At 63.9% G+C, this 25,677-nt stretch carries 26 protein-coding genes; 3 read left to right on the top strand and 23 right to left on the bottom strand.

Annotation, left to right across the window (positions count from 1 at the left end; translation table 11 throughout):
• Positions 1-245 precede the first annotated feature (245 nt).
• From rseP to frr, 5 genes are all read right to left on the bottom strand, one after another.
• Positions 246-1,397: an RIP metalloprotease RseP gene (gene rseP, locus AC1DGP_RS17150; protein WP_441505537.1), complete on the bottom strand. Its 1,152-nt coding sequence runs from the start codon at positions 1,395-1,397 to the stop codon at positions 246-248.
• Positions 1,398-1,420: 23 nt separating this feature from the next.
• Positions 1,421-2,599, bottom strand: coding sequence for a 1-deoxy-D-xylulose-5-phosphate reductoisomerase (dxr, locus tag AC1DGP_RS17145; RefSeq protein WP_476775408.1), 1,179 nt, complete (start codon positions 2,597-2,599; stop codon positions 1,421-1,423).
• A gap of 7 nt (positions 2,600-2,606) precedes the next feature.
• Positions 2,607-3,437, bottom strand: a complete 831-nt coding sequence (locus AC1DGP_RS17140) for a phosphatidate cytidylyltransferase (protein WP_441505535.1) — start codon at positions 3,435-3,437, stop codon at positions 2,607-2,609.
• Positions 3,434-4,195, bottom strand: coding sequence for an isoprenyl transferase (locus AC1DGP_RS17135; protein ID WP_441491824.1), 762 nt, complete (start codon positions 4,193-4,195; stop codon positions 3,434-3,436). The genes AC1DGP_RS17140 and AC1DGP_RS17135 overlap by 4 nt, the downstream gene beginning before the upstream one ends.
• Before the next feature lie 67 nt (positions 4,196-4,262).
• Positions 4,263-4,826 (bottom strand): ribosome recycling factor, encoded by a 564-nt coding sequence (frr, locus tag AC1DGP_RS17130; protein ID WP_069880717.1) that lies wholly within the window; start codon positions 4,824-4,826, stop codon positions 4,263-4,265.
• A 250-nt stretch (positions 4,827-5,076) separates the two neighbouring features.
• Here frr and AC1DGP_RS17125 point away from each other — a divergent pair, with 250 nt between their 5' ends.
• Positions 5,077-5,490 carry a VOC family protein gene (locus AC1DGP_RS17125; RefSeq protein WP_476770096.1) on the top strand — a complete coding sequence of 138 codons (414 nt, stop codon included), beginning with the start codon at positions 5,077-5,079 and terminating at the stop codon, positions 5,488-5,490.
• A 28-nt stretch (positions 5,491-5,518) separates the two neighbouring features.
• Here the strand turns inward: AC1DGP_RS17125 and pyrH are convergent, their stop codons facing one another.
• From pyrH to dnaE, 10 genes are all read right to left on the bottom strand, one after another.
• Positions 5,519-6,226: a UMP kinase gene (gene pyrH / locus AC1DGP_RS17120; protein WP_069880715.1), complete on the bottom strand. Its 708-nt coding sequence runs from the start codon at positions 6,224-6,226 to the stop codon at positions 5,519-5,521.
• 106 nt (positions 6,227-6,332) lie between these two features.
• Entirely contained in the window at positions 6,333-7,256 is a 924-nt protein-coding gene (gene tsf / locus AC1DGP_RS17115; protein ID WP_113518499.1) for a translation elongation factor Ts, read from the bottom strand.
• A gap of 203 nt (positions 7,257-7,459) precedes the next feature.
• Positions 7,460-8,464 carry a 30S ribosomal protein S2 gene (locus AC1DGP_RS17110; RefSeq protein ID WP_069880713.1) on the bottom strand — a complete coding sequence of 335 codons (1,005 nt, stop codon included), beginning with the start codon at positions 8,462-8,464 and terminating at the stop codon, positions 7,460-7,462.
• Positions 8,465-8,625: 161 nt separating this feature from the next.
• Complete coding sequence (locus AC1DGP_RS17105; protein ID WP_441491827.1) at positions 8,626-8,952, bottom strand: MmcQ/YjbR family DNA-binding protein; 327 nt, start codon at positions 8,950-8,952, stop codon at positions 8,626-8,628.
• A 99-nt stretch (positions 8,953-9,051) separates the two neighbouring features.
• Positions 9,052-9,447: a pore-forming ESAT-6 family protein gene (locus AC1DGP_RS17100; protein WP_441491828.1), complete on the bottom strand. Its 396-nt coding sequence runs from the start codon at positions 9,445-9,447 to the stop codon at positions 9,052-9,054.
• A gap of 344 nt (positions 9,448-9,791) precedes the next feature.
• Positions 9,792-10,109: an EVE domain-containing protein gene (locus AC1DGP_RS17095; protein WP_441505534.1), complete on the bottom strand. Its 318-nt coding sequence runs from the start codon at positions 10,107-10,109 to the stop codon at positions 9,792-9,794.
• A gap of 10 nt (positions 10,110-10,119) precedes the next feature.
• Positions 10,120-10,491 (bottom strand): VOC family protein, encoded by a 372-nt coding sequence (locus tag AC1DGP_RS17090; protein WP_441491830.1) that lies wholly within the window; start codon positions 10,489-10,491, stop codon positions 10,120-10,122.
• Between the two features lie 69 nt (positions 10,492-10,560).
• Entirely contained in the window at positions 10,561-11,253 is a 693-nt protein-coding gene (locus AC1DGP_RS17085; RefSeq protein ID WP_441505533.1) for a helix-turn-helix transcriptional regulator, read from the bottom strand.
• A 9-nt stretch (positions 11,254-11,262) separates the two neighbouring features.
• Positions 11,263-11,877 (bottom strand): bifunctional nicotinamidase/pyrazinamidase, encoded by a 615-nt coding sequence (gene pncA, locus AC1DGP_RS17080; RefSeq protein ID WP_476832328.1) that lies wholly within the window; start codon positions 11,875-11,877, stop codon positions 11,263-11,265.
• A gap of 17 nt (positions 11,878-11,894) precedes the next feature.
• Entirely contained in the window at positions 11,895-15,368 is a 3,474-nt protein-coding gene (gene dnaE / locus AC1DGP_RS17075; protein WP_441505531.1) for a DNA polymerase III subunit alpha, read from the bottom strand.
• A gap of 407 nt (positions 15,369-15,775) precedes the next feature.
• Here dnaE and AC1DGP_RS17070 point away from each other — a divergent pair, with 407 nt between their 5' ends.
• Entirely contained in the window at positions 15,776-16,750 is a 975-nt protein-coding gene (locus AC1DGP_RS17070; protein WP_441491833.1) for a DMT family transporter, read from the top strand.
• Between the two features lie 27 nt (positions 16,751-16,777).
• On the opposite strand, the gene AC1DGP_RS17065 is transcribed toward AC1DGP_RS17070, so the two are convergent.
• From AC1DGP_RS17065 to AC1DGP_RS17045, 5 genes are all read right to left on the bottom strand, one after another.
• Positions 16,778-17,467: an ABC transporter ATP-binding protein gene (locus tag AC1DGP_RS17065; protein WP_069880703.1), complete on the bottom strand. Its 690-nt coding sequence runs from the start codon at positions 17,465-17,467 to the stop codon at positions 16,778-16,780.
• Positions 17,468-17,486: 19 nt separating this feature from the next.
• A complete protein-coding gene (locus AC1DGP_RS17060) occupies positions 17,487-18,788 on the bottom strand; it encodes a lipoprotein-releasing ABC transporter permease subunit (protein ID WP_441491834.1) in 1,302 nt (433 codons plus the stop codon).
• A 37-nt stretch (positions 18,789-18,825) separates the two neighbouring features.
• Complete coding sequence (proS, locus tag AC1DGP_RS17055; RefSeq protein ID WP_441505529.1) at positions 18,826-20,157, bottom strand: proline--tRNA ligase; 1,332 nt, start codon at positions 20,155-20,157, stop codon at positions 18,826-18,828.
• A 152-nt stretch (positions 20,158-20,309) separates the two neighbouring features.
• A complete protein-coding gene (gene coaD / locus AC1DGP_RS17050; protein ID WP_441505528.1) occupies positions 20,310-20,810 on the bottom strand; it encodes a pantetheine-phosphate adenylyltransferase in 501 nt (166 codons plus the stop codon).
• 54 nt (positions 20,811-20,864) lie between these two features.
• Positions 20,865-21,053 (bottom strand): hypothetical protein, encoded by a 189-nt coding sequence (locus tag AC1DGP_RS17045; RefSeq protein ID WP_441505527.1) that lies wholly within the window; start codon positions 21,051-21,053, stop codon positions 20,865-20,867.
• 165 nt (positions 21,054-21,218) lie between these two features.
• Here AC1DGP_RS17045 and AC1DGP_RS17040 point away from each other — a divergent pair, with 165 nt between their 5' ends.
• A complete protein-coding gene (locus AC1DGP_RS17040; RefSeq protein ID WP_441491838.1) occupies positions 21,219-23,093 on the top strand; it encodes an ABC-F family ATP-binding cassette domain-containing protein in 1,875 nt (624 codons plus the stop codon).
• A gap of 150 nt (positions 23,094-23,243) precedes the next feature.
• On the opposite strand, the gene AC1DGP_RS17035 is transcribed toward AC1DGP_RS17040, so the two are convergent.
• The 3 genes from AC1DGP_RS17035 to AC1DGP_RS17025 all read right to left on the bottom strand — a co-directional run bounded on the left by AC1DGP_RS17035 (position 23,244) and on the right by AC1DGP_RS17025 (position 25,638).
• On the bottom strand, positions 23,244-23,510 hold the full coding sequence (locus AC1DGP_RS17035; RefSeq protein WP_441505526.1) for a hypothetical protein: 267 nt from the start codon (positions 23,508-23,510) through the stop codon (positions 23,244-23,246).
• Positions 23,511-23,644: 134 nt separating this feature from the next.
• Positions 23,645-24,097, bottom strand: a complete 453-nt coding sequence (locus AC1DGP_RS17030; protein WP_441505525.1) for a DNA polymerase III subunit chi — start codon at positions 24,095-24,097, stop codon at positions 23,645-23,647.
• A gap of 47 nt (positions 24,098-24,144) precedes the next feature.
• Positions 24,145-25,638 (bottom strand): leucyl aminopeptidase, encoded by a 1,494-nt coding sequence (locus AC1DGP_RS17025; RefSeq protein WP_441505601.1) that lies wholly within the window; start codon positions 25,636-25,638, stop codon positions 24,145-24,147.
• Positions 25,639-25,677: the final 39 nt, after the last annotated feature.

The following is a 25,677-nucleotide window of genomic DNA, read 5'->3' as shown; positions in this document are numbered from 1 at the left end:
GGTCACCACCCCAACCGGGGACACCTGCCTTTGGGCAGGTGCATGGCGACATTGCAGACCAATCGCTTCTACAAAGTTTCCGACGAGGTGCAAACGAACATTGTCGTTAACAAATTATTTTTAACCTCGTCGTTGCCAGGAGGCCACGCGCCCTGAGCAAAGCGCCCGATTCGACGCAGCTTTTGGGCCTATCGGCAACGAACCTTGCCGCAGGTCCCAGCATTCGTGGGCTTGCCAGTCGGAGTCTACAGACGCGAGTGGACGTGGACGATGTCATTCCAGGTCACAAAGAGCATCAGCATCAGGACCAGCCCAAAACCGACCCGAAAGCCGATTTCCTGGGCGCGCTCGCTCAAGGGGCGGCCGCGGAGAGCCTCGATCGCATAGAACATCAGATGTCCGCCATCGAGCATCGGAACCGGCAACAGGTTCATCAGGCCGATCGAGACCGACAGAATCGCCGCAAGATTGATCAGCGCGAGCAGGCCTCCATTGGAAGCAACCATCCCGGAAACCTGGGCGATGCGGATCGGCCCCGAAAGCTGATCCGTCGATTCACGCCCGCTGATCAATTTGGACAGATAGTCATAGGTCCGGTCGACCACAAACCAGGTCTCGGAGAATCCAACCTTCACGGCTTCACCGAGGCTGTAATGCTGGGTCGTCCAGTCCTCGGCCCGGCGGGAAGCCTGGACCCCGATAACGCCAATGCGCTGTTTGCCGAGAGCCGTCGATGTCTCGTTCAGATCAGGCGTGACAGGCAGGGTCACCATGGTGCCCGCGCGATCGACCGTCACCGAAAGGGTCTCGTTCGGATGTGTCGAGACCACTCTTTGCATGTCGCTGAAGCTGCGGATCTGCTTGCCGTCGATCGTCAGGACGACGTCCCCGGCGAGCAGACCTGCGCGCTCAGCGGCCTTCCCGGCAATCACCTGCTCGACCCGGGGCGTCAGGACCGGGCGACCGAAGGCGTAGACGGTCCCGGCAAAGATGAGGATGGCCAGTACGAAATTGGCAATCGGGCCGGCCGCGACGATCGCCACCCGTTCAGCGATCGATTGAGCCGGGAAGGAACGCGCTCGCTGTTCCTCCGTCATGCGCTCGACTTCAGCGCTATCGGCTGCGGAGCTCGAGGGATCCGCGTCACCGGAGAACTTCACATAGCCGCCGAGCGGGATCAGCGCGAAGCGCCAGCGCGTGCCGTGCTTGTCGACGAATCCGAAAATCTCGCGGCCGAAGCCGATCGAGAACACTTTCACGTCGACGCCGCACCAACGACCGACGAGGAAGTGCCCGAGCTCGTGCACGAAAACAACGATGGTCAGGACAAACAGGAACGGCACCAGGTAACTGAGCAGGAAGCTGCCCGAGTTCCAGACGGTCGCTGCAATATCCATAAAATTCTCCCGATTCCTGCCCCTTACGTGACAGTGAAGGTGCCCTTCGACAAGAGCAGGCGAGCGCGGTTTCTCGCCTCATGGTCAATGGCAAGGGCCGCTTCAATATCGACCGGTGCCGCGATGTCAGCACCGAGCCCGCTGCAGACGGCATCGACGAGAGCCGGGATGCCGGGAAAGCCGATCCGTCCGGCAAGAAAGGCCTCGACCGCGACTTCATTGGCGGCATTGAGGATCGCCGGCACCGCTCCTCCGGTCTCCAACGCTGCCATCGCCAGAGCAAGCGCCGGAAAGCGGGCAAGATCAGGGCGTTCGAAGGCCAGCGGCGCGGTCGTGACGAGATCGACGAAGCGCGTCGCCGGCGCATCGAGCCGGCCGTCGACGCCGAGGCAATGCGCGGCCGCAACCCGCATATCCGGAATTGCCATGCCTGCAGTGACCGAGCCATCGCGGAAGGTGACGAGGCCATGCACGATCTGCTGGGGGTGTACCAGAACATCGAGCTGATCATGTTTCAGCCCGAACAGGAAACAGGCCTCGATCAGCTCAAGGCCCTTGTTCATCATGCTGGCGGAGTCGACCGTGATCTTGGCGCCCATTGCGTAATTCGGGTGGGCCAGAGCCTGCTCCGGCTTGGCCGCCGCAATTCGTTCTGCCGACCAGGTGCGGAAGGGCCCCCCCGATGCCGTCAGCGTCATGGATCGGATCGCCGAGATCGGCTCGGCTCCAAGAGCCTGGACGAGAGCATTATGCTCCGAATCCAGCGGCAGGATGCGCGCGCCCACGGCCGTGGCCTGCGCCATCACGGCGGCACCGGCGCAAACCAGGCTCTCCTTGTTGGCGAGGGCAATCACGCGGCCAGGTGTCAGCGCGGCAAAAGTCGCTTCCAGACCTGCAGCTCCTGCTATGGCACTGACGACAATGTCGCTTGGCATCGCGACGGCATCGAGAACGGCCTGCCGCCCCGCCCCGCTGTCGATACCGCTACCGGCCAGGGCCTGCGCCAGAGCTTCGCCTCCCGCCTCGTCCGCCAAGGCGGCAAAGCGGGCACCTGTTTCGACCGCCACCCGGGCGAGGCTCGCAGCGTCCCGCCCGCCAACCACGACATCGATCTTCAGGCGTTCAGGATTCTCCGACACGACGTCGCGCGTCGACCGGCCGATGGAGCCTGTGGCTCCAAGAAGAGTGACGAGACGGCGCATGACGTCTTCAGAACTCCAGATGCGCCAGGAACAGTGCAGCACCAGCGAGGACCAGGACGGCCCAGTAGCCGTCAAGCCGATCGAAAAAGCCACCATGGCCCGGGATCAACTTGCTTGAGTCCTTGGTGCCAAAGCGACGCTTGACGGCCGATTCAAAGAGATCGCCAGCCTGGCTCACGATCGAGGCCGAAAGCGAGGCGGCGATCACAAAGGCCGGACCGACGACTGCGGCCGCCCCCGGGGTCAACACCCAGACGACATAACCACCGAGTGTGCCGGCAGCGGTTCCGCCGAGTGCGCCGGACCAGGTCTTCTTCGGACTGATCGCAGGCATGAGCTTCGGCCCACCAAGAGCCCGCCCCGTAAAATAGGCGGCAATATCGGTCAGCCAACAGACCGCAAAGGTCCAGATGATCACAGCAAACCCGAAATCCGGGAGTGCACGCAGCGCCGGCGTGATCAGGGCAAAGGCGAGCGCATAGGCGACACCGCAGGCCTCCAGCCAGTTCCGCTTCTCGAGAACCGGGGTCAGGAGCGCCCCGAAGAACGCAGCGAAGGCGGAAACACCGGCGAGCGCCACTGGACTGATCGGGGCGAAGCCAAGCGCCAGGCCGGCAATCGTAACGCCGATACCTGCGGGCACCGCGTTCCGGCGGCTCACGATCGCGAGCCACTCATAGGCGACCAATCCGGCAGCCAGCGCCCAGATGAGCCTGAACGGCCAGCCCCCGACAAATGTCGCAGCCACAATGCCCGCGGCCAGCACCAGCGCGGATGCGATACGCAGCTTCAGTTCGCTCGGGCCGGCGGCCGGACCGCCGGAAGGTTGGTCACTCACGCTACGCCCACATTGCGGCCGGATGGCTCCGACACGCCGCCGAAACGGCGTTCGCGGCGGCGATACTCGGCCAGCGCTTCTTCCAACGCCGCGCGATCGAAATCGGGCCAGAGTACCGGGGTGAAGACGAACTCCGCATAGGCGGCCTGCCAAAGCAGAAAATTCGAGATCCGTGTCTCGCCCGATGTGCGGATGACGAGCTCGGGGTCGGGCAGATCTGCGGTATCGAGCCGCGCAGAGATGCTGCTCTCGTCAATGGTGGTTGCGTCGACAAGGCCTGCCGCAACATCCGAGGCCAGTTGGCGCGCCGCTCGGACGATCTCGTCGCGCGAGCCATAGTTGAAGGCGACGACGAGCGTCATTCCCGTGTTGTTGCGCGTGGTCGCCTCGGCGTGCTCGACCAGACGGCGCAGATCGGGCGCCAGATCGCTCCTGCCGCCAATGACCCGGACCCGGACCCCAGCCGCACCGAGTTCGGTAAGATCCTTCTCGATGAAATGCTTGAGCAGCGTCATCAGAAACGAAACTTCGGCAGCAGGCCGGCGCCAGTTCTCCGTCGAGAAACTGTAGACCGTCAGAATCTCGATGCCGAGATCGCTGGCGTTGCGGACGGTCCGGCGCAAGGCCTCCAGCCCGCGCCGATGCCCTTCATGTCGCGGCAGGCCGCGCAACTGAGCCCAGCGCCCGTTGCCGTCCATGATCACTGCGACATGGGAGGGCCCTGCAGCCTGGACCTCCGGACGCTGGCCTGCTGACATTCTCGTGCCTCTTTCGGCGTTGCGTCCCGGATCATAGCCAGCGGCTCAAACCCGCCGGGCGACAGGATCAGACGTGCAGGATTTCCTTTTCCTTCGTCGCCAGCGCCTGATCGATCTCGGCGATATGCTGGTCTGTGACCTTCTGGACCTGATCCGACTCGCGCGTCACGTCATCCTTGGTCAGGTGACCGTCCTTCTCGAGCTTCTTGATCACGTCGATCCCGTCGCGGCGGACATGGCGCACAGCGATCTTGGATTCTTCGGCATATTTATGCGCGACCTTGACCATCTCCTTGCGGCGCTGCTCGTTCAGCTCCGGAATTCGGATGCGCAGCACCTGCCCTTCCGTCTGGGGGTTGAGGCCCAGATCGGATTCGCGGATCGCCTTCTCCACCGCCTGGACCATGCTGCGGTCCCAGACCTGGACACTGAGCAGGCGTGCTTCAGGCACGCTGACGGTGGCAAGCTGAGTCAAGGGTGTACGTGCACCATAAGCCTCGACCTGGATCGGATCGAGAACGTTGGCGGAGGCGCGGCCGGTGCGCAGGGAGGCGAGATCGCCTTTGAAGGATTGCACCGCGCCTTGCATCCGACGCTTCACGTCGGCGAGGTCGAATGTCGTCTGGGCCATTTTAGTCAAGACCTTGCAGATAATCGAAAACCGGCGCGACCATGGCCGCGGCCCCGCTCAGGGTCAAGGATTTCATGTTCCAACAGCACCTTCCCGGGACAATCTGCAAGGGAAAAACGCCTGAGGCAGGCCGGGCATGGCGGACGGGTGATCCGGAACGGTGGCAAGACCGGGCGCCGCTTCCTAGCTTTAAGGTCGGGCCTCGGTCGAGACGTCACGGCCGAGCACAACCGAACCACGAGGAGGCCCCTTGCCCCGTCTGAACCGCATCATTGAAACTGCGCTCTACATCGACGATCTCGATCGCGCGCAGGAGTTCTATGAGACGAAGCTCGGATTGAAGCCGATGCTGAAGACGAGGACGCTGTTCGCCTATGATGTTGGCGGAGAGAGTGTCCTTCTGCTCTTCCTTCGGGGGCAATCTCTCCTCACCCAATCATCTGCGAAGGGCAATATTCCACCGCATGACGGCAGCGGCCCCCTCCATATCTGCTTCGCGATCGACACCAGCGAACTCACAGCCTGGGAAGAGCGGTTGCAGCAGCATGGAATCGATATCGAGGGCCGGATGAGCTGGGATCGCGGCGGAAACAGCCTCTATTTCCGTGACCCCGACGGCCATCTGCTTGAGTTGATGACGCCGGGGATCTGGCCGAACTACTGAGCCTTGCAACCGCGAGGGAATCCGGCGGTCAGGGCGTCACGTAGGTTGCCCTGCCCTCGCCGCGCAGAACGGCCGCAAGCGCGCCAGTTTCGGCGATCGAGAAGACGACGATCGTCAGCCCGGCGTCGCGCGCCAGCGCAAAAGCAGCCGTATCCATCACCTTGAGATCATGCCTGATCGCCTCGGCATGGGTCAGGCTCTCATAGCGCTTGGCGTTCGGATCCTTCTTCGGATCGGCGGTGTAGACGCCATCGACCTGCGTCGCCTTCAGCAATTGCTGGCAGTCGAGCTCGGCCGCCCGAAGGGCAGCTCCGGTATCGGTGGTGAAATAGGGATTGCCCGTGCCGCCCCCGAGAATGACGACCTTGCCGTGGCTGAGATGGTCGAGCGCGCGCCGGCGAGCGTAGCTCTCGCAGAGCGAGGGCATGGGCACAGCCGACATGGCGCGGGCCGGGGCGCCGGCGATCTCGATGGCATGCTCCAGCGCAAGAGCGTTCATCACCGTGCCGAGCATGCCGATCGAATCGGCGCTTGGTCGGTCGAGGCCCTTGTTCAAGCCCTGGACGCCGCGAAAGAAATTGCCGCCGCCGACGACGATCGCAATCTCGACACCTTCATGCGCGGCCTTTGCGATATCGGCGGCGAGCGCAGTCAGCGTCGTACCGTCGAGGCCGGATCCGGCCTTCCCCGCAAGGGCTTCGCCGGAGAGCTTCACAAGAACGCGTTTGGGTCTCACCGGCTTTCTCCATGGACTGGGACGGCGCGATTCGGCACCAACATCGTCTTCTTACAAAAAAGGCCGCGCAGAGCGCGGCCTTTTTCAGATCCTATCAACCGGCTTCTCAGCCCGTCGTGCCACCAGCCGCAGCGACTTCGGCAGCGAAATCGGTCTCTTCCTTCTCGATGCCCTCGCCGAGCGCGAAGCGAGCAAAGCCCGTCAGCTTGACCGGAGCACCGACCTTGCCCTCGGCTTCCTTCAGCACCTGGGCGACGGACTTCGAGCCGTCATGGATATAGGCCTGCTCGAGCAGGCAGTATTCCTTGGCGTAGCTCTTCAAGCCGCTCTCGGTGATCTTCTCGAGCACGTTGGCGGGCTTGCCGGCATTCTTCTCGGCCAGGATCGCCTTCTCGCGCTCCAGGATCGCCGGATCGACCGAAGCGAGATCGAGCGCGACTGGATTGGTAGCGGCGACGTGCATGGCAAGCTGACGACCGAGGGCTGCGAGCTCCTCGCCCTTGCCGGTCGTCTCGAGACCGACGATGACGCCGATCTTCCCGAGACCATCGGCGACCGAGCCGTGGACGTAATGGCCAATGACGCCGGCGCTGACCTTGACCTCGGCGACGCGGCGCAGGGTCATGTTCTCGCCAATCGTGGCGATGGCATTGGCGATGGCGTCAGCGACGGTGCCGCCGCCCGGATAGTGATGGGCGAGCAGTGCCTCGACGTCGCCGCCGCGCTCCAGCGAGACGTCGGCGATCGTGCGGGCGAGCGCCTGGAACTCGAGGTTGCGCGCAACGAAGTCGGTCTCGGAATTGACCTCGGCAACGACACCGCGGTTCTCGGACACGGCCACGGCGACCAGGCCCTCGGCGGCAACGCGGCCGGCCTTCTTCGCGGCCTTGGCGAGGCCCTTGGTGCGCAACCAGTCGATGGCGGCCTCGATGTTGCCGTCGGTCGCGGCCAGCGCGGTCTTGCAATCCATCATGCCCGCGCCAGTCTTGTCGCGGAGTTCCTTCACCATGCCGGCGGTGATCGCAGCCATCTGTCGTTCCTTGCTGTCATGTGCCGGGCCTGCGCAACGACGCTGGCGGCCAACGGCACGGTCTTCGATTTCAGAGCGCGCCATAGCGCGAAGGGAAAACGCCGACGCTCCGTGACCGGCCGTCGGCGTGACTTCATTCATCTGCCGCGCATTGCTGCGCTGCCGAGGCGACGCGCCGATGACGCGCCGCCCTGAGTTTGCTCTCAGGCCTCGGCGAGATCGCGCGCCTGGGCAACCCAGCCGTCGCGCTCGATGCGACCACCGAGCTTCAGATCGGCATCAACCTTGACGACATCGGCCGGCGACATCGCAGCGATCTGCCAGAAGTGGAACAGGCCACCGTCATTGAGCTTCTGAACCAGCTCCGGACCCATGCCGGAGAGCTTCATGAAGTCGTCCGGCGCGCCGCGCGGCGCAGTAAGCAGCTCGAACACCGGGGCAGCGTCTGCGGCCGGCTCGATGATCGCCGTCTCAACGATCGGGGCCTCGGCAGCACCGAGATCGATGCCATGGTCGCCCGAGGCGCGCGAGATGCCGTCGATGGCCGAACGGGCGATCAGGTCGCAATAGAGCTGGATGGCGCGGCCGGCGTCGTCATTGGCAGGCACCGGGTAGGTGATGCCATCCGGATCCGAGTTCGAGTCGACAATGGCGGCGACCGGGATGCCGAGGCGCTGGGCCTCCTTGATCGCGAGCGCTTCCTTGTTGGTGTCGATCACGAAGATCATGTCGGGCGTGCCGCCCATGTCCTTGATGCCGCCGAGCGCCTTCTCGAGCTTGTCGCGCTCACGCGCCAGCATCAGGCGTTCCTTCTTGGTCAGGCCGGTGCTGCCGCCATTCAGGAGCTCGTCGACCTTGCGCAGGCGCTGGATCGAGGCCGAGATGGTCTTCCAGTTGGTCAGCATGCCGCCGAGCCAACGGGAGTTCACGTAGTACTGAGCCGACCTCTTGGCAGCGTCGGCGATCGAGTCCTGCGCCTGGCGCTTGGTGCCGACGAACAGGACGCGGCCGCCACGGGCCACGGTGTCGCTGACAGCCTGCAGGGCGCGCGAGAGCATCGGCACCGACTGCGACAGGTCGAGAATGTGGATGTTGTTGCGGGTGCCGTAGATATACGGCGACATCTTCGGGTTCCAGCGGTGAGCCTGGTGGCCGAAATGCGCGCCGGCTTCGAGCAGCTGGCGCATGGAAAAGTCTGGCAGAGCCATGATTCGATCGTCCTTCCGGTTGAGCCTCTGGGGTGCGAATGAACAAGGCATGGACTGCCACGTCACCGGAACGCCTCGGAAGTGAGGCGATGCTCCCCATGTGGGATGGCCTGCGCCTTACACGGGAAAGCGTGGCAACGCAAGGCTCGCACCTCACCAGGTCATCGGCGCCGTGGCTTCTTTTGCGCGCCATGCGCCCATGCCGCCTCGAGCGCTCCGGCAAGTTCAGCCAGGCCCAGCCTGGAGAGATCGGCTGTCGTCCAACCCCGCTTGCCCCAGGCATTTGGCACCGGGCTGAAGGCATCCGGCGCCATCATGCACCTGAATTCCTGCTCCTCGGGCGAGAAGCCGAAATTCGCGCTGCAACCGTCAGGAGCGAGAGTGACGTAGATTCGCGAGACCTTGAAGGCGACCCGGTCGAAGTGCGGAGCCTCGACCGTGCCGTCCAGAGCCAGCGCCAGACGGCGCAGATCATCTCCCGTCGGCATCGTCCTCACCTCCCAAGCCAGAACGAATTCAGCCGGAAGCCGGATTCGCCGGCCTCATCATGACCGGCGACCATAACCCGAGAGCGCGACCCCGGATGGCTATTTGGGCAGGGCTGCGCCCGCTTGCTTCACCACATCGCCAATCTGCTTGCAGTAGGTCGCGGCCGATGCATTCTGGGCCTTGGCTATGGCCTCGATGTCCTGAGTGACGCCCATCATGGCGATCGTCCCCTTCTTGCCCTGCGCTTCGGCGGCATCCCCGCCGCTCTTGTCGGCAGGAGCCGGGATCAGGCCGAGCATCTTCTTCTGGATCTCGACCACATCAGCTCCGATGTGACCCTTCTCGTTGCAGTAGGTCAGGATCCCAAGCTGATTGCGGCCCGATTGATAGACGACAGCGAGCTGGTCGGCCTGGCTCTGCGCCAAGGCCGGACCGGCAGAGAGAACGGAAACCAGTGCGCCAACTGCGCAAAAGGGCTTCAAAAGAAACGACATAACGGCTTTCCCTCAAGCAATGAAGATCGGATCGACGCGTACCCCGCTTCCCCAGGGTCGTGACTAACCTTGCGGGCAGGTCAAGACAATCGCGCGACTGTCATGGCAGGGTACACTCAACCGGAGGTCGCCCCGCAGCGCAGCATTCCCGATCGTCCCCTTTTGGCAAGGATCCGGACAGCCGCCCGCCTTGCGACGGCGCCGCTCGGGCGCCAGGCGTCACGCAGCTGTCAGGGTTTCCGACTCGCGAGCAGACATAGCCTGAGCGATCAGAGTGAAGTCATGAGCGCTGACGGCGACCAGCCCGAAGCGAAACAGATAGCCCCAGTTCAGCCGCCCGGATGTCAATTCCAGCCTGTCGAGCAGTGGCTTGATCGATGCCTCGGATGCGGCAAGCCAGGCGACATCGCGCCGGGACGGTCGAAGCCGCCCCCCATATCGGCGGGATAGGGCTCATCGCCGCAGACTCGGCCGATCGCGGTGAAGGCCTGCAGCCTCTCCCCGCCACCGAAGGTTTCAGTCGGCGAGTAGCAGGCGACGCCATCACCGGCTCGAATCCGACGCAAGGGCCCGGTCTTGCCATGGCAAACCTGCATGAAGCCTCCGGCCACCCCTAGCCGGACATGCTCGGCTGAAGCGACGGCGATCCAATAGCCGGTCATGCTCGCCTCCTCAGGCTTCGGTCGGAGAGAAAACACGCAGGCGATGGCCATCCGGGTCGGTCGCGACAAAGGTGCGGCCGAAATCGAGATCGACCGGCTCCTGAAGGATGGTGATGCCGCGTTCCTTCCACTCCTTATGGATCGCATCGACCTGATCGGCGTGACCGACAGGCATGCCCAGTTCTCCGCCGCCACCGGCCGCTTCCGCTCCCGGCTCGACCGTATGGCGCGACCAGAGCCCGAGCATGATGCCCGACTTCAGCGCAAACAATGCAAAGGTCGGAGAGGCTTCAACCGGTTCGGCTCCGAGCAGCGCACGATAGAACCGGCAGCTAGCAGTCGGGCTGTCGACGTAAAGGATGACGAAACTGGCGTTCTGCATCGGTCGTGTCTCCGGTTGGGCGATGAGGAGATCCTAGATGCAGATGCTGCCAATTTCCGGCAGTGTCGCTCACGATGGCGGCGGAACTCCCTCCCGCTCGCGCCACTCCTTCAGCAAGCCCTGGCGCCGGCGCGGATAGCGGATATCGAGCGGCTGAACCTGCGAGATGCGGTCGGTGCGGAAATGCCGGAAATCCTGCCGCAGTTCGCACCAGGCGACGACGACGCGGACATGGTCGAAAAAGCTCAAGGCGAATGGCCAGACGACCCTCTCGCTCGCCTGCCCGGCACCATCCCGGTAGAGGATCGAGAGCTTGCGCTCTGAACGGATCGCCTTGCGGATGGCCGAGAGATCGAAGCTCTCCGCCATGATCGCGGCACCGGGGCCGACCAACAGGGCGGACGCCTCGGCATCATCGCGCAGATCCCCCGGCAGGACGGCGAGGATCTTGGCCAGCGCATCGCGCGCAGCCAGGGCAAGGCGGCCATCAGCCCGGTCGGAAACCCAGCGCGAGCCGAGCACCAGTGCTTCGATCTCGTCCTCGGAGAACATCAGCGGCGGCAGCATGAAACCCGGCTTGAGAACATAGCCCAGTCCCGGCTCCCCCTCGATCGGCGCGCCTTGCGCCTGCAAGGTGACGATGTCGCGGTAGAGGGTGCGTATGCTGACACGGAGCTCGTCGGCGAGCCGCCGGCCGGAGACCGGGCGACGATGGCGCCGCAGCAGCTGGATCAGATCAAGCAGGCGTTGCGAGCGCGACATCTGCCTGCGTCACATTGGTAACTCCTGCGGGGCGAAGCGCCTCACCCCCAGCGCCGACATGTCGGACCAGGCCTTGGCCAGCGAGCCATTGAGATCAATGGCGCGGCAGGCCTCCTCGACAACAAAGGTCTCCAGCCCGCTCCGGGCAGCATCCTGCGCCGTCCAGTTGACGCAGAAATCCGTCGCGAGCCCGACAATGGCGACTCGCGAGATGCCGCGCTCCTTGAGATAGCCCCCCAATCCTGTGGGTGTCACACGGTCGGCCTCGAAGAAGCCGGAGTAGCTGTCGATCCCGGATCGATAGCCCTTGCGGATGATGGCTTGGGCATGCGGCAGGTCGAGGCCTGGACGAAACTCCGCGCCTCGCGTGCCCTGGACACAGTGATCAGGCCAAAGCACCTGCTCGCCATAGGCCATCGCCACACTCTCAAAATGCTTCCTGCCAGGATGGTGCGAGGCAAAGGAGGAGTGCCCCGCCGGATGCCAGTCCTGGGTCAGGACCACCGTTTCAAAGCGGAGACCGAGCGCGTTGACCAGAGGGATGATCTCGTCTCCGCCAGTAACGGCGAGACGGCCGCCCGGGCAGAAATCGTTCTGCACATCGACGACAATCAGCGCTGTCATGCTGCCCTCTCCGCCTCTCAGCGCAATTCGACGCTGACCACTCCCGGCGCCGCCCGTACCGCGTTGGCAATCTGCTGGTTGACCGGGTAGCGGCCCGGCAACTCGATCTCGACCTCCTGCGCGCCGTCATCGAGGATCATGATCACCGCAACCTTGCCCTCGGCGCGGGCGCCTTCGCGCGGGCGAATGCGCTCCGCAATGCTGCCCAGTGCCCTGTCGTCGCGCAAGTAGACCAGCAGATCCTGTTTCTGGCGAGCGGCCAGATCATCGAGCACCTCGACATCCTCGATGCGTGGTCGCACATCCTCGCCATCGAGTACCGCGCTGAGGCGCAACACCAGCGCCCGGCCCGGCTCCAGCAGATCGCGGTAACGCTGCAGTCCTTCCGAGAACAGGATCGCCTCGAACTGCCCGCTGGGGTCTGACAGGTTGACGATGCCCATCTTGTTGCCGGATTTGGTGCGCCGCTCCGACTTGTCGATGACCGAGACCGCAACTTTGGCGACGGAGGTTCCGTTTGCCCTGACCGTCTTGGCAAAATCGGCAAAGCGCTGAACGCGCAGCCGCTTCAACACATGTTCGTAATCGTCGAGCGGATGCCCCGACAGGAAGAAGCCGACAGCGTCATGTTCGCGCCGCAGCCGCTCTGCCGGCGCCCACGGCTCGGTCGGCGGGATGCGAAAGGCTTCCGCGACGGAGCCCCCACCAAAGAGCTCGGACTGGCCACCGGCAGCCGCCTCGCGCGTGCGGTTGGAGAGCGCCAGCATGCCGTCGATCGCCGCCATGGCACGTGCACGGTCCTTCTCCAGCGGATCGAGCGCACCAGCGGCGATCAGGGCCTCGATCGTGCGGCGATTGACGAGCTTGGTGTCGATGCGGCGCGCAAAATCGGCGAGATCGCGGAACGGCCCGTCCGAATTACGCGCCACGACGACGGATTCGACCGCCGTGCGCCCCACCCCCTTGATCGCGCCGAGCGCGTAGCGGATCGCGCCATCGGCCACGTCGAACTCGACGCCCGAGCGGTTGATCGACGGCGGCTCGACCGTGATGCCGAGGCGCTCGGCATCGCGCCGGAATTCCGAGAGCTTGTCGGTGTTGCCCATGTCGAGCGTCATCGACGCGGCGAGGAACTCGACTGGGAAGTTCGCCTTGAGATAGGCGGTCTGGAACGCGACGACGGCATAGGCGGCGGCATGGCTCTTGTTGAAGCCGTAGTCGGCGAATTTCGCGAGCAGGTCGAAGATCTCGGAGGCGATGCTCTTCGTCATGCCGCCTTCGACGGCGCCCTTCACGAAGCGGTCGCGCTGAGCGTCCATCTCCGCCTTGATCTTCTTACCCATGGCGCGACGCAGCAGATCGGCCTCACCGAGCGAATAGCCCGAGAGCGCCTGAGCCACCTGCATCACCTGTTCCTGGTAGACGATGATGCCATGCGTTTCGGCCAGGATCGGTTCCAGCTTCGGATGGAGATAGGTGGGATCCTCCAAGCCGAGCTTGCGGCGGCAATAGGTCGGGATGTTGTCCATCGGACCCGGCCGGTAGAGGGCGACGAGCGCGATCAGGTCCTCGATCCGGTCGGCCTTCATCTCGACCAGGGCCTTGCGCATGCCCGCCGATTCAACCTGGAACACGCCGACCGTCTCGCCGCGCGCCAGCATCTCGTAACTCTTCGGATCGTCGAAAGGCAGCTTGGCGAGGTCGATCTGGATGTCGCGCTGGGCAATCAGCGTGACGGCGGTCGTCAGCGTCGTCAGCGTCTTGAGGCCGAGGAAGTCGAACTTCACCAGGCCGGCCTGCTCGACCCATTTCATGTTGAACTGGGTCACGCGCATACCGGTACGCGGATCGACCGAGAGCGCGACGAGTTGCTCGAGCGGTCGATCGCCGATCACCACGCCTGCGGCGTGGGTCGAAGCGTGGCGGTGAAGCCCTTCCAGTTTCTGGGCAATTTCGAGCAGGCGGGCCACAACCGGCTCTTCGTCCGCAGCCGCCTGCAGCTTCGGCTCGCCAGCGATCGCCTCCGGCAGCGAGATCGGCTTCGCCGGGTTCTGCGGCACCAGCTTGGTCAGCTTGTCGACCTGGCCATAGGGCATTTCCAGCACGCGGCCGACGTCGCGCAGCACACCACGCGCCAGCAGCGTGCCGAAGGTGATGATCTGCGCAACGCGCTCCTCACCATAGCGCCGCTTGACGTAGTCGATCACCTCTTCGCGTCGGTTCTGGCAGAAGTCGATGTCGAAGTCCGGCATCGAGACGCGGTCGGGATTGAGGAAGCGCTCGAAAAGCAGGCCGAAGCGGAGCGGATCGACGTCCGTGATGGTCAGCGCATAGGCAACGAGCGAACCCGCGCCGGAGCCGCGTCCCGGCCCGACCGGGATGCCCTGGTCCTTCGCCCATTTGATGAAGTCCGAGACGATGAGAAAGTAGCCCGGGAACTTCATGCGGTTGATGATCGAAAGCTCGAAATCAAGCCGCGACTCGTATTCACCGACAGTATAGCCCGAAGCCGGGCCGTGCTTGGACAGCCGAGCCGCCAGACCGGCGCGCGCCTGGACCTCGAGCTCCTCTGCCTCGTCGCGCCCCTCCTCGCCGAAACGCGGCAGGATCGGCTTGCGTGTCGTGACGCGCCAGGTGCAGCGCATCGCGATCTCGACGGTCGCGGCCAGCGCCTCCGGCAGATCGGCGAAGCGGCGCTTCATCTCGGACCGGGTGACGAAGAAATGCCCTGGCGTCACGCGCCGGCGCTCGCCGTCGGAGACCAGCCGCCCTTCGGCTACCGCAAGCAGCGCATCATGCGCCTCGAAATCCCCGGCCTTGGCAAAGAAGGGCTCGTTGGTCGCGACGATGGCGAGTTCGGAATCATAGGCGAGCCTGAGCAGATGCGCCTCGACGGCAGCCTCGCCATCACGGCCATGGCGCTGGATCTCGACATAGAGCCTGTCGCCGAAGATTTCGGCGAGCTTTGCCAGGCGAGCGCCAGCCTGGGCTACCTGCCCGGCACGCAGCGCACTGTCGATCGGGCCGCCCGGCCCGCCGGTCAACGCGATCACGCCGTCATGATGTGCCGTCAGTTTCTCGAGCGACGAAATCGGCTGCCCGGCGCCGCCGCTTGCGAGACACGCTTCGGTGACGAGTTTCATCAGATTGCCGTAGCCCGCCTCGGACATGGCAAGCAGCACGATGTGCGGCACGGCCTGCGCCTGAACGGGCCGGCGGCCGCTATCCACCTCGTCGGCGAAATCGACCGAGAGCTGGACGCCCACGATGGGCTGGATGCCGCCACCAGCGAGCTTCTCGGAGAATTCGAGTGCGCCGAAGAGATTGTTGCTGTCGGTCAGGGCCAAAGCGGGCTGGCCGTCCGCAGTGGCTAGCTTGGCCAGCGTGCTGACCGTCATGGCCCCTTCGAGCAGGGAATAGCTCGAATGAACGTGGAGATGGACGAAACCCACCTCGGACAGAATGCGGGACCGGCCCTGCTCACGACTCATCGGGTCACCTCGTCCGCCCTTATGGAGCGGGCCGACCGGTCCAGTCGAGAGGCTTTCCGCCCGGCTGTGGATGGCTCAGACGCTAGGAGCGGCGAGCAGCGCCGCCCAGAGCCAGATCATCCCAAGGAAGAGGCCGAGCGAGGCAAGCTCCACCATTCCGACGACCAGCTTACGTGCTAAAACCATCTTGACCTCCAGATGTTCGCTATATGTCCATCATAATTCCTGTTTTGTTCTCGTCAATCGCGCAGCGTTAGTTCCATTCTGGACGTCTGGATGGAGGTTAATATCCCCTTGATGGTGGTGGAAGGCGATTAACCCTTCGGCGTAGGTCGCGTACGCTTTCCCGTCGGCGCATTCAGGCTCGTCCACGGCTGTCGGCGCCGCGGAATCTGCTAGAGAGCCGCATGGACCAAAGTTCAGATGCCTCCGGCGCTTCCGTCGCCAATCTCCGCTCAGAACCCGCCGAGGCGAACCAGCAGGACGAGCGCGCGTCAGCCTCCGGCAGCACGCGTAGCCCCGCGCTGGGCATCGTCCTGATGGCCATATCGATGCTGTTCATCCCGGGCGCGGATGCGATCGGCAAGTATCTCAGCGGAGCGCATTCCCCGGCCTTTCTAAGCTGGGCTCGTTATGTCGCGGCGCTCGGCTTCGTACTGCCTGTCGTGCTGTATGTGCAGGCGCGCGCGCCGGCGCCGCTGATTGGCCGCAACCAGATCCTGCCGCAGCTTCTGCGCACCGCCTTCCTGGTTGGCGCGATGACGCTCTATTTCACCGCAATCGCGCGCATTCCGCTTGCCGACGCTCTGGGTGCCTACTTCATCGCGCCGATCATCGCGACCCTGCTGGCCATGATTGTCCTGCGCGAGCGGCTTGATCGCCGAAAGCTGGCGGCCGTCATTCTAGGCTTCATCGGAGCCATGCTGATCGTGAGACCGGGCGCTGACGGCAGTTCCGGCACGCTGATCGCGCTGGCGTCGGGCGGACTGATGGCGTGCTACCTTGTGATGACCCGAGCGACCGCCCAGGGCAGCACACCGCTGTCGGCACTGACCATCCAGCTCGTCTTCGGCATCCTGTTGCTGACGCCTATCGTCCTGTTCCAGTGGACGGTGCCCAATCGCGAGGAGATTCTGCTGATCCTCCTGATGGGACTGCTTTCGGCCGTCAGCAACCTGCTCACGATCAGCGCCTTCAGAATGGCGCCGGTCTCGACGCTGTCGCCGCTCGTCTATCTCGAACTGCTTGGCGCGACCGCGCTGGGTTACGCGATGTTCGACGATCTGCCATCGACCGCGACCTGGATCGGCATTCTCGTGATCGTGATTGCCGGCCTTGCCGTCGTGGCGCCAGCTCGCGGAAAGCGCGGGCGCGCCCGGTAGTGCGCAACGGGAGAAGCCGTGCCCGCGCTAACGCAGCGGAACGACCAGCCCGTCCCGAATCGTCACCTGCCGGTCCATCCGCCGGGCGAGGTCGAGATTATGGGTCGCGATCAGGGCCGCGAGACCCGAAGCCCGGGCCAAGGCGACCAGCGTGTTGAAGACATGCAGCGAGGTGTGAGGGTCGAGATTGCCGGTCGGCTCGTCCGCGAGGAGCAGACGGGGCGCATTGGCGACCGCACGCCCAATCGCGACGCGCTGCTGCTCGCCACCGGAAAGCTCGCCCGGAAGATGGTCGAGCCGCTCGCCGAGCCCGAGAAAGGCGAGCAGTTCAGTCGCCCGCTCCTCGGCTTCCCGCTTCCGCAGGCCGCGAATGCGCTGCGGCAGCATGACGTTCTCGAGCGCCGTGAATTCAGGCAGCAGATGGTGGAACTGGTAGACAAAACCGATCTCGGTGCGGCGCAGCCGGGTGCGGCCCTTGTCGTCCAGCTTGCTGGTCGCGATTCCGCCGACGAAGACCTCGCCGCTATCGGGTTTCTCGAGCAGGCCGGCGACATGGAGGAGCGTCGATTTGCCGGTACCGCTCGGTGCAACAAGCGCGACAAGCTCGCCCGGCCACAGTGCGAAATCCGCCTTGCGCAGGATCTCGAGCGGAGCATCGGTCTGTGGGTAATAGCGCTCGATCTGGGAGAGGAAGAGCGCCGGTGTTTCGCGTTGCATGGCCACGGGTTCTTCTGCCTCAACCCATCCGCAGGGCTTGGACCGGGTCCAGCCGCGCGGCCTTCCAGGCCGGATACAGCGTCGCCAGCAGCGATAGGACCAACGCCATCCCGACGACACTCGCCACTTCCCGCCAGTCGATCACGGAGGGAATGTCGCTCAGGAAGCGTACTGTCGGATCCCAGAGATTGGCCCCGGTGATCCAATTCAGGGTGGCCATGATCGACTTGATGTTGTTGGCGAAGAGAACGCCGAGGCCTAGCCCTGCCAATGTACCGAACACGCCGATGGCCGCCCCCGTGATCAGGAAGACGCGCAGCACAGTGCCGCGAGACGCGCCCATGGTGCGCATGATCGCGATGTCCTCGGTCTTGTCCTTCACCAGCATGATCAGGCCCGAGACGATGTTCAGCGCCGCCACCAGCACGATCAGGGTGAGAATGATGAACATGACGTTCCGCTCGACCTCGAGCGCGTTGAAGAAGGTACGGTTGCGCTGCCGCCAATCGGACAGCACAAGCGGCCGTGGCGCGTCGGCCTCGATCGCATCGCGCACGACCTGGGTCCGATCCGGATTGTCGATGAAGACCTCGATGACGTTCACATCGCCATCGCGGTTGAAATAGGCCTGCGCTTCTGCCAGCGGCATGAAGACAAACGAGGAATCGAACTCGGTCATGCCTATCTCGAATACCGCCTGGATCGGATAGGCCTTGATGCGCGGAGCGGTTCCGAACGGGGTCGAGGCTCCCTTCGGAGAAACGAGCGTGATCGTGTCGCCAGCGGTCAGCGAGAGCGCCGCGGCAAGCCGACTGCCAATGGCGACGCCGGCGGCGGCGTCGAAACCATCGAGCGTACCGCGCTTGATATTGTTGCCGATGAAGGGGATCGACTTCAGATCCGCCTCGGAAATGCCGCGCACCAGCACGCCGCCATTGGCGTATTGCGACGAAGCAAGCGCCTGGCCTTCCACCAAGGGGATTGCGAGCTTGATGCCGGGAACCTGCCGCAGCCGTGCCGCGACCGCTTCGTAGTCATCGAGCGGGCGATCAATCGGCGTCGCAAAGATGTGGCCGTTGACGCCGACGATCTTCTCCAGGAGTTCCTTCCGGAAGCCGTTCATCACCGACATCACGATGATCAGCGTGGCGACCCCGAGCAAAATGCCGAGGAACGAGAAGCCCGCGATGACCGAAACAAAGCCTTCGCGCCGACGCGTGCGCAGGTAGCGCCCGGCCAGCAGCCATTCGAAACCCGCAAAGGGGCGTGTGCCGGTGGGCTGCTCTGCTTCGGTCGACATCGACTCCACCGCCACGTTCATCGGCGCCTGCTCCGCTCCGCGATCATGCCGCTCCCACTCAAGCCGAGCGGCCCGGGAAGCGTTCCAGCGCAGCCGCGAGCGAGACGAGTTCGCGCTCTCCGCCGGCGCGGCGTTTGATTTCCACCTTGCCCTCAGCCAGGCCCTTAGGCCCGACGATGACCTGCCACGGTACGCCGATCAGGTCTGCCGTCGCGAACTTGGCGCCTGGCCGACCGTCTGTATCATCATAGAGCGTGTCATAGCCCTTGGCGGAGAGCGCTCTGTAGAGTTGCTCGCAGGCGCCGTCGGTCGCTGCGTCACCGATCTTCAGGTTCAGCACCGCGATGTCGAACGGTGCGATCTCGTCCGGCCAGACGATGCCGGCATCGTCGTGACCGGCCTCGATCAACGCTGCGACGAGACGGCTCGGGCCGATGCCATAAGAGCCCATATGCACCGGCACCTGCTGCCCGTCCGGCCCGGTCACCGTCGCGCCCATCGGCTCGGAATACTTCGTGCCGAAATAGAAGATATGCCCGACCTCGATACCGCGCGCCGACAGTTGCTGGCCGGCGGGAACCGCGTCGAATGCCGCCTTGTCGTGCATCTCCTCGGTCGCAGCGTAGAGGCTCGTCCATTTGTCGACGATGGCCTGCAATCCGTCGACGCTATCGAAGTCGGTGTCGACCTTCGGCGTCTCGAAGCTGAGATAGTCCTTGTGGCAGAATACCTCGCTCTCGCCGGTGGAAGCGAGGACGATGAACTCGTGGCTGAGGTCGCCACCGATCGGGCCCGTATCGGCACGCATCGGGATTGCCTTCAGCCCGAGCCGGGCGAAGGTCCTGAGATAGGCGGTGAACATGCGGTTGTAGGCGTGCCGCGCGCCGGCCTGGTCGAGATCGAAGGAATAGGCGTCCTTCATCAGGAATTCGCGCCCACGCATCACGCCAAAGCGCGGCCTGACCTCATCCCGGAACTTCCACTGAATATGGTAGAGATTGAGGGGCAGGTCCTTGTAGGACTTCACATAGGACCGGAAGATGTCGGTGATCATCTCCTCGTTGGTCGGCCCGTACAGCATGTCGCGGTCGTGCCGGTCCTTGATGCGCAGCATCTCCTTGCCATAGGCGTCATACCGCCCGCTCTCGCGCCAGAGATCGGCCGACTGAATGGTCGGCATCAGAACCTCGATAGCGCCCGAACGATTCTGCTCCTCGCGCACCACCGCGTTGATCTTGTTGAGCACCCGCAGGCCGAGTGGCAGCCACGAGTAGATTCCTGCCGATTGCTGGCGGATCATACCGGCGCGCAGCATCAAGCGATGCGAGACGATCTCGGCTTCCTTGGGCGTGTCACGCAGGATCGGCAGGAAATAGCGGGAAAGGCGCATCGGAAAACTCGTTCGAGGGCAGTACGCGGCTCAGCGCGCAGCGAGTCATGTTGTCCCAGAGACACCATCGCCGCCGGCAAAATGCAAACGCAAATCCGCAGAATACGGAGGAAGATGCCAAACGATCGGCTCGGCTCTCGACTATCGCTAGGTCAGCGCTTCGGGAACTTCGCCTTGAGTTGGCCGCTGACCGCGGATGGCACGAAAGCCGAGACATCGCCCCCCATGGAGGCGATCTGCCGCACAAGCGTCGAAGTGATGTGGCGCGTCCTCGCGGAAGCCGGCAGAAACACGGTCTGCAACTCGGGCACCATGGCCTGGTTCATGCCGGAAAGCTGCATTTCGTAGTCGAAATCGGTGGCGTCACGCAGGCCGCGAATCATGATCGTCGCACCTGCCTCCCTGGCCGCCTGAACGGCGAGATAGTCGAAGGTCACGACTTCGATCGCGACTTTGGCAGCAGCAGCAATCGGGCTTGCAACCTCCCGCAGCAGATGAGCGCGCTCGTCTGCCGAGAAGATCGGGGCCTTGCCCGGGTGGACCCCAATAGCGAGCACCAGCCTGTCGCATAGCCGGCAAGCACCAGCGATCACATCGGCATGGCCATTGGTGATCGGGTCGAAGGATCCAGGATAGAAAGCGGTTCTGCTCATGGGACAGCGTTACCCTCGGGGCATCCTTGCGGCAAGCGCGGCAGCGAACCGGCTCTATCTGAACGACGTCGTCCCGGCATCCTGCTGCGGCACGGACTGCCAGGTCACGGACGGCTCGGTGCGACGATCGACCAGAAGCGCGCTCAGCGCACCGGCGCTGCCCAGGATCAGAGAGACGATCGCCAGGGCAGCTGCGGTCGTGGAGAAGCGCCGCTGAACCATATGCCGGGGGCTGAGATGCATCGGTTTCTCTTTGCGAATCATGGATATAGACGCAATCCCATGGCTGAAGGGCAGCTCCGGCGGAGCCGTGGCTGCTTCATGTCAAAAACATGATTGGTCTTTCGATCGCGTTAGCCCGCAGCGTTAACCATTGCTTGCCATGGCTCCAGGCCCTAAATCCGCGCCATGCTCACGCTCAACGATATCACCTACAGGCTCGGCGAACGGCTGCTCCTGGACCGGGCCAGTGCGGCCCTGCCGGACGGATCACGCGTCGGCCTCGTCGGTCGCAACGGCACCGGCAAGACCACGCTCTTCCGGATCATTACCGGCGATCTCTCGCCTGAGGGCGGTTCGGTCAGCGTGCCGAGGGGCATGCGGATCGGTGGCGTCGCCCAAGAAGCCCCCGGTGGCCCGGAATCGTTGATCGAGGTCGTGCTCGCAGCCGACACCGAGCGCGCGGCCCTGATGAAGGAAGCCGAAACCGCGACCGACCCGCTGCGCATCGCCGAGATCGAGACCCGGCTCGCCGATATCGGCGCGCATGCCGCCCCGGCCCGGGCAGCGACCGTCCTGCACGGGCTCGGCTTCGATGAGGCCGCGCAGCAACGCCCTTGCTCCGATTATTCGGGCGGCTGGCGCATGCGCGTTGCTCTCGCTGCCGTGCTCTTCGCCGAACCGGATCTGCTGCTGCTCGACGAGCCGACCAATTATCTCGATCTCGAAGGCACGCTCTGGCTCTACGACTATCTGGAGCGCTATCCGCACACCGTCCTGGTGGTGAGCCACGACCGCGAACTGCTCGACACCTGTGTCGATCACATCCTGCATCTCGATCAGGGCAAACTCACCATCTATCGCGGCGGCTATTCCTCGTTCGAACGCCAGCGTGCCGAGAAGCAGATGCTGCTCGCGAAGCAGCGCGAGAAGCAGGACGCCGAGCGTAAGCATCTCCAGGCCTTCGTCGATCGCTTCAAGGCCAAGGCCTCGAAGGCGCGCCAGGCGCAATCGCGCGTCAAGCGGCTGGAGAAGATGGAATCGATCGCGACCATCGTCGACCGTGACGTGCAGCCATTCAGCCTTCCGGGGCCGGAGCGGCCGCTCTCGCCACCCATGGTGGTGCTGGATGATGTCAGCGCCGGCTATGGCGAGCGCAAGGTGCTGTCGCGGCTCGACCTCACTTTGCTGCCGGACGATCGGATTGCGCTGCTTGGCTCGAACGGCAACGGCAAATCGACCTTCTGCAAGCTGATCGGCGGGCGGCTCCCACCCCTGTCAGGCGATCTGCGACGTTCGTCGAAGCTTCAGACCGCCTATTTCGCCCAGCATCAGCTCGACGAGCTGCGGATGGAGGAAACGCCGGTCGCGCATCTGCGCGACCTGATGCCTGATGCGCCGGAAGCCAAGGTGCGCTCGAAAGCGGCTCAGATCGGCTTTCCCGCCAGCAAGGCGGATACACCGGTCAAGAACCTGTCCGGCGGCGAAAAGGCGCGGCTGATGCTCGGAATCGCGGCCTTCGGTGGCCCGCATCTGCTCATCCTGGACGAACCGACGAACCATCTCGACATCGACAGTCGCACCGCCTTGGTCAAGGCTATCAACGACTATCCCGGCGCTGTCATCCTGGTCAGCCACGACCGCTTCCTGATCGAAGCCTGCGCTGACCGGCTCTGGCTCGTCGGCGACGGCACGGTGAAGAATTTTGACGGCGACATGGAGGATTATCGCGCCTTCGTCCTCGGAGGCGCCAAGGCAGCCCGTCGCGAGAAGCCCGCAGAGACGGCGAATACCAACAGCAAGGCCGAAGAACGCAAGGGCGCAGCCGTCAAGCGTGTGGCCCAAGGGCCGCTGCGTCAGAAGCTCAACCTGGCCGAGGCACGGATCGCCAAGCTGACCGGATTGATCGAGAAGGTCGATGGCGTGCTAGGCAACGGTGCAGCATTCGCCCGCGATCCGGAAAAAGCCCTGCAGCTCTCGCGCCAGCGTGCGGAATTGTCGGAGGCACTGACGGCCGCGGAGGAAGAATGGCTCGGACTGAGCGAGGAACTCGAGAACGCCTGAAGCGGCCCAGACGATAGGCTCGGGCGAAATCCGAACTATCGTCCGATGCGTAGATCATCCGATCGGATCGCGTATCCGGTCCGATGATCTAAGCTCCTGTGGTGGAATCGGCTTGCTCGAACACCGCAATCCACTGTTCGGGCCGATGCTTCAGCCCTCCCCTTGTCCCGGCTTTACGATTCGGCTGAGGCGGTTGTCGGTGAACATATAGATCTCGCGGCCGCCGGGCTCGGAATAGAGCACCTGCACCTCGCGCTGGCCCTTGCCGCTCTCACCGATGAGGACATCGGTCGGCCGGCCCCCCTTCAATTTCACGAGTTCGCATTCGGTCACGCCCAGCGCGATCTCCCTTGGCAGTGGACGCGTCGACGGATCGAGCGAAACCTCCGCCTCGCAACCGCCATCGGCGGTCAGCATGGCTTCCTGAGTGGATGCGCGGGCTGAAGCGCTGCTGGTTCGCGTACCGCTGGAATCCTGAGTGAAGGAGAAACCGCCAATATCGACGGAACATCCGCCCAGAGCCACAGCGCACACGAACAGAACAGGCACTCTCACGCTTTTTTCTCCCAGCGACCGGTTTCGTCCTGCTGCCAGTAGCTGGCCGTCGCGCCTGTGGCGCGAACTGCCTTCCAATCCTCGCGCGCAGCCGCAAGCGCGTCGGGGTCGTCGCCGTCGAAGATGAGGACGACGCGCTCGTAGTCCTGCAATGCGTCGGGAATACGGATGCCGTCAGCGCAGATTCTAACCTGGGCCGCGTTGGGATTATGGGCCTGTGTCGTCAGCACGACCGGATTGGTCGGTGCATCCGGCTCGCTCGCCATGACATGCGGCAGGAAGCTGTCATCCGCGTAGGTCCACAGATGATCGTCCAGCACGCTCGCCCGCTCGGAACTGGAGACCTCGATGACCACCTTCTGGCCGCGCGACAGCGCCCGATCGAGGATGGTCGGGAGAACCTGCTCCAGCGGACGCGACTGAAGATGGAAGAACAGGACTTCCGTCATGAAAGCCCTTTCTTATCAGAGCATTGCGAAACAATGTTTCGAGTGAATCAGGACTCGTAATGATTCGCGACGAGCCGGTCGAGGAGGCGCACGCCCCAGCCCGAGCCCCAGGAGCGATTGGTCTCGCTGTTTGGCGAGCCCATGCCGGTGCCGGCGATGTCGAGATGCGCCCAGGGCGTTTCATTGACATGCCGCTGCAGGAACTGCGCAGCAGTGATCGAACCGCCATAACGCCCGGCCGAGTTCTTCATGTCCGCGAACTTTGAATCGATCATCTTGTCGTAGGCTGCGCCAAGCGGCATGCGCCAGACGGTTTCGCCGGTGGCCTTGCCAGCGACTGCCAGTCGCTCGCACAACTCGTCATCATTCGAGAACAGCCCGGCATTCTCCTGCGCGAGCGCTACCAAAATCGCTCCTGTCAGGGTTGCCAGGTTGATCATGAAGCGCGGCTTGTACTTGTCCTGCGTGTACCAGAGCACATCGGCGAGGACGAGCCGCCCCTCTGCGTCGGTATTGATGATCTCGATGGTCTGCCCTGAAAGCGAGGTGACGATGTCACCGGGGCGTTGGGCGTTGCCATCCGGCATGTTCTCGACCAGCCCAATCACGCCAATCGCATTGACCTTGGCCTTGCGCGCTGCGAGCGCATGCATCAGTCCGGTGACGCAGGCGGCTCCGGCCATGTCCCCCTTCATGTCCTCCATCCCGGCGCCCGGCTTCAGCGAGATGCCGCCAGTGTCGAACGTGACGCCCTTGCCGACGAAGGCGACGGGCCGAACTCCGGGTTTGGCGCCATTCCAGCGCATGACGACGACGCGGCTCTCCCGGCGCGACCCCTGGCCAACGCCAAGCAAGGCCCGCATGCCGATCTTCTTGAGTTGCTTCTCATCGAGAATCTCGACCTCGACACCAAGCTTCTCAAGTTTGGCGGCGCGTTCGGCGAATTCTTCGGGATAGAGCACATTCGGCGGCTCGTTCACGAGATCGCGAGCAATCTCGACGCCGCCGGCGACAGCTTCGCAGGCCTTGAGGGCCTTCTTGAGAGCGGCAGGGTCGGGGGTGCGCAGCGTCACGGTGATCGGATCGGCATCGTCGGCTTCGCGGGTCTTGGTTTTGTAACGGTCGAAGACATAGGCCCGGAGCCGCAACCCGAGAGCGACCGCGGCTGCTTGCTCGGCACTGATTTCAACGTCAGGCAGAGCGATGATCACATCGGCCGAGCGGCCACTGCCAAGCTTGCCCGCAACAGCCCCGCCAAGCTTGGCGAAATCGAGCTTATCGTGATCTGCATCAGGTCCGACCCCGATGACGACCAGCCGCTCATACCCGGCCCCGTCCGGCGCCAGCAACGTCATCCCGGAAAACACCTTGCCCTTGAACTTGTCGGCTGCCGCAGCCCTGGCGAGCAGTGCATGAGCGCCCTCTCCGAGCCAATCCTCGGCAAGCTTCGCCGGGGTCAGCTTGTCCGACACGAAAATGACGAGGTCCTGCCCGCCGATGGTGTTCAGGGCTTTGACCTCAAGCTTCAGGCGCTGCGACATAAGCTGCTCACAATTGGCGGGAATAGGGCTCTTCAGGAA

Source organism: Allobosea sp. 05T433, from assembly GCF_056396065.1.
Note: the sequence above shows the minus strand (reverse complement) of the source record. Positions and strands in the feature narration are given on the sequence as shown.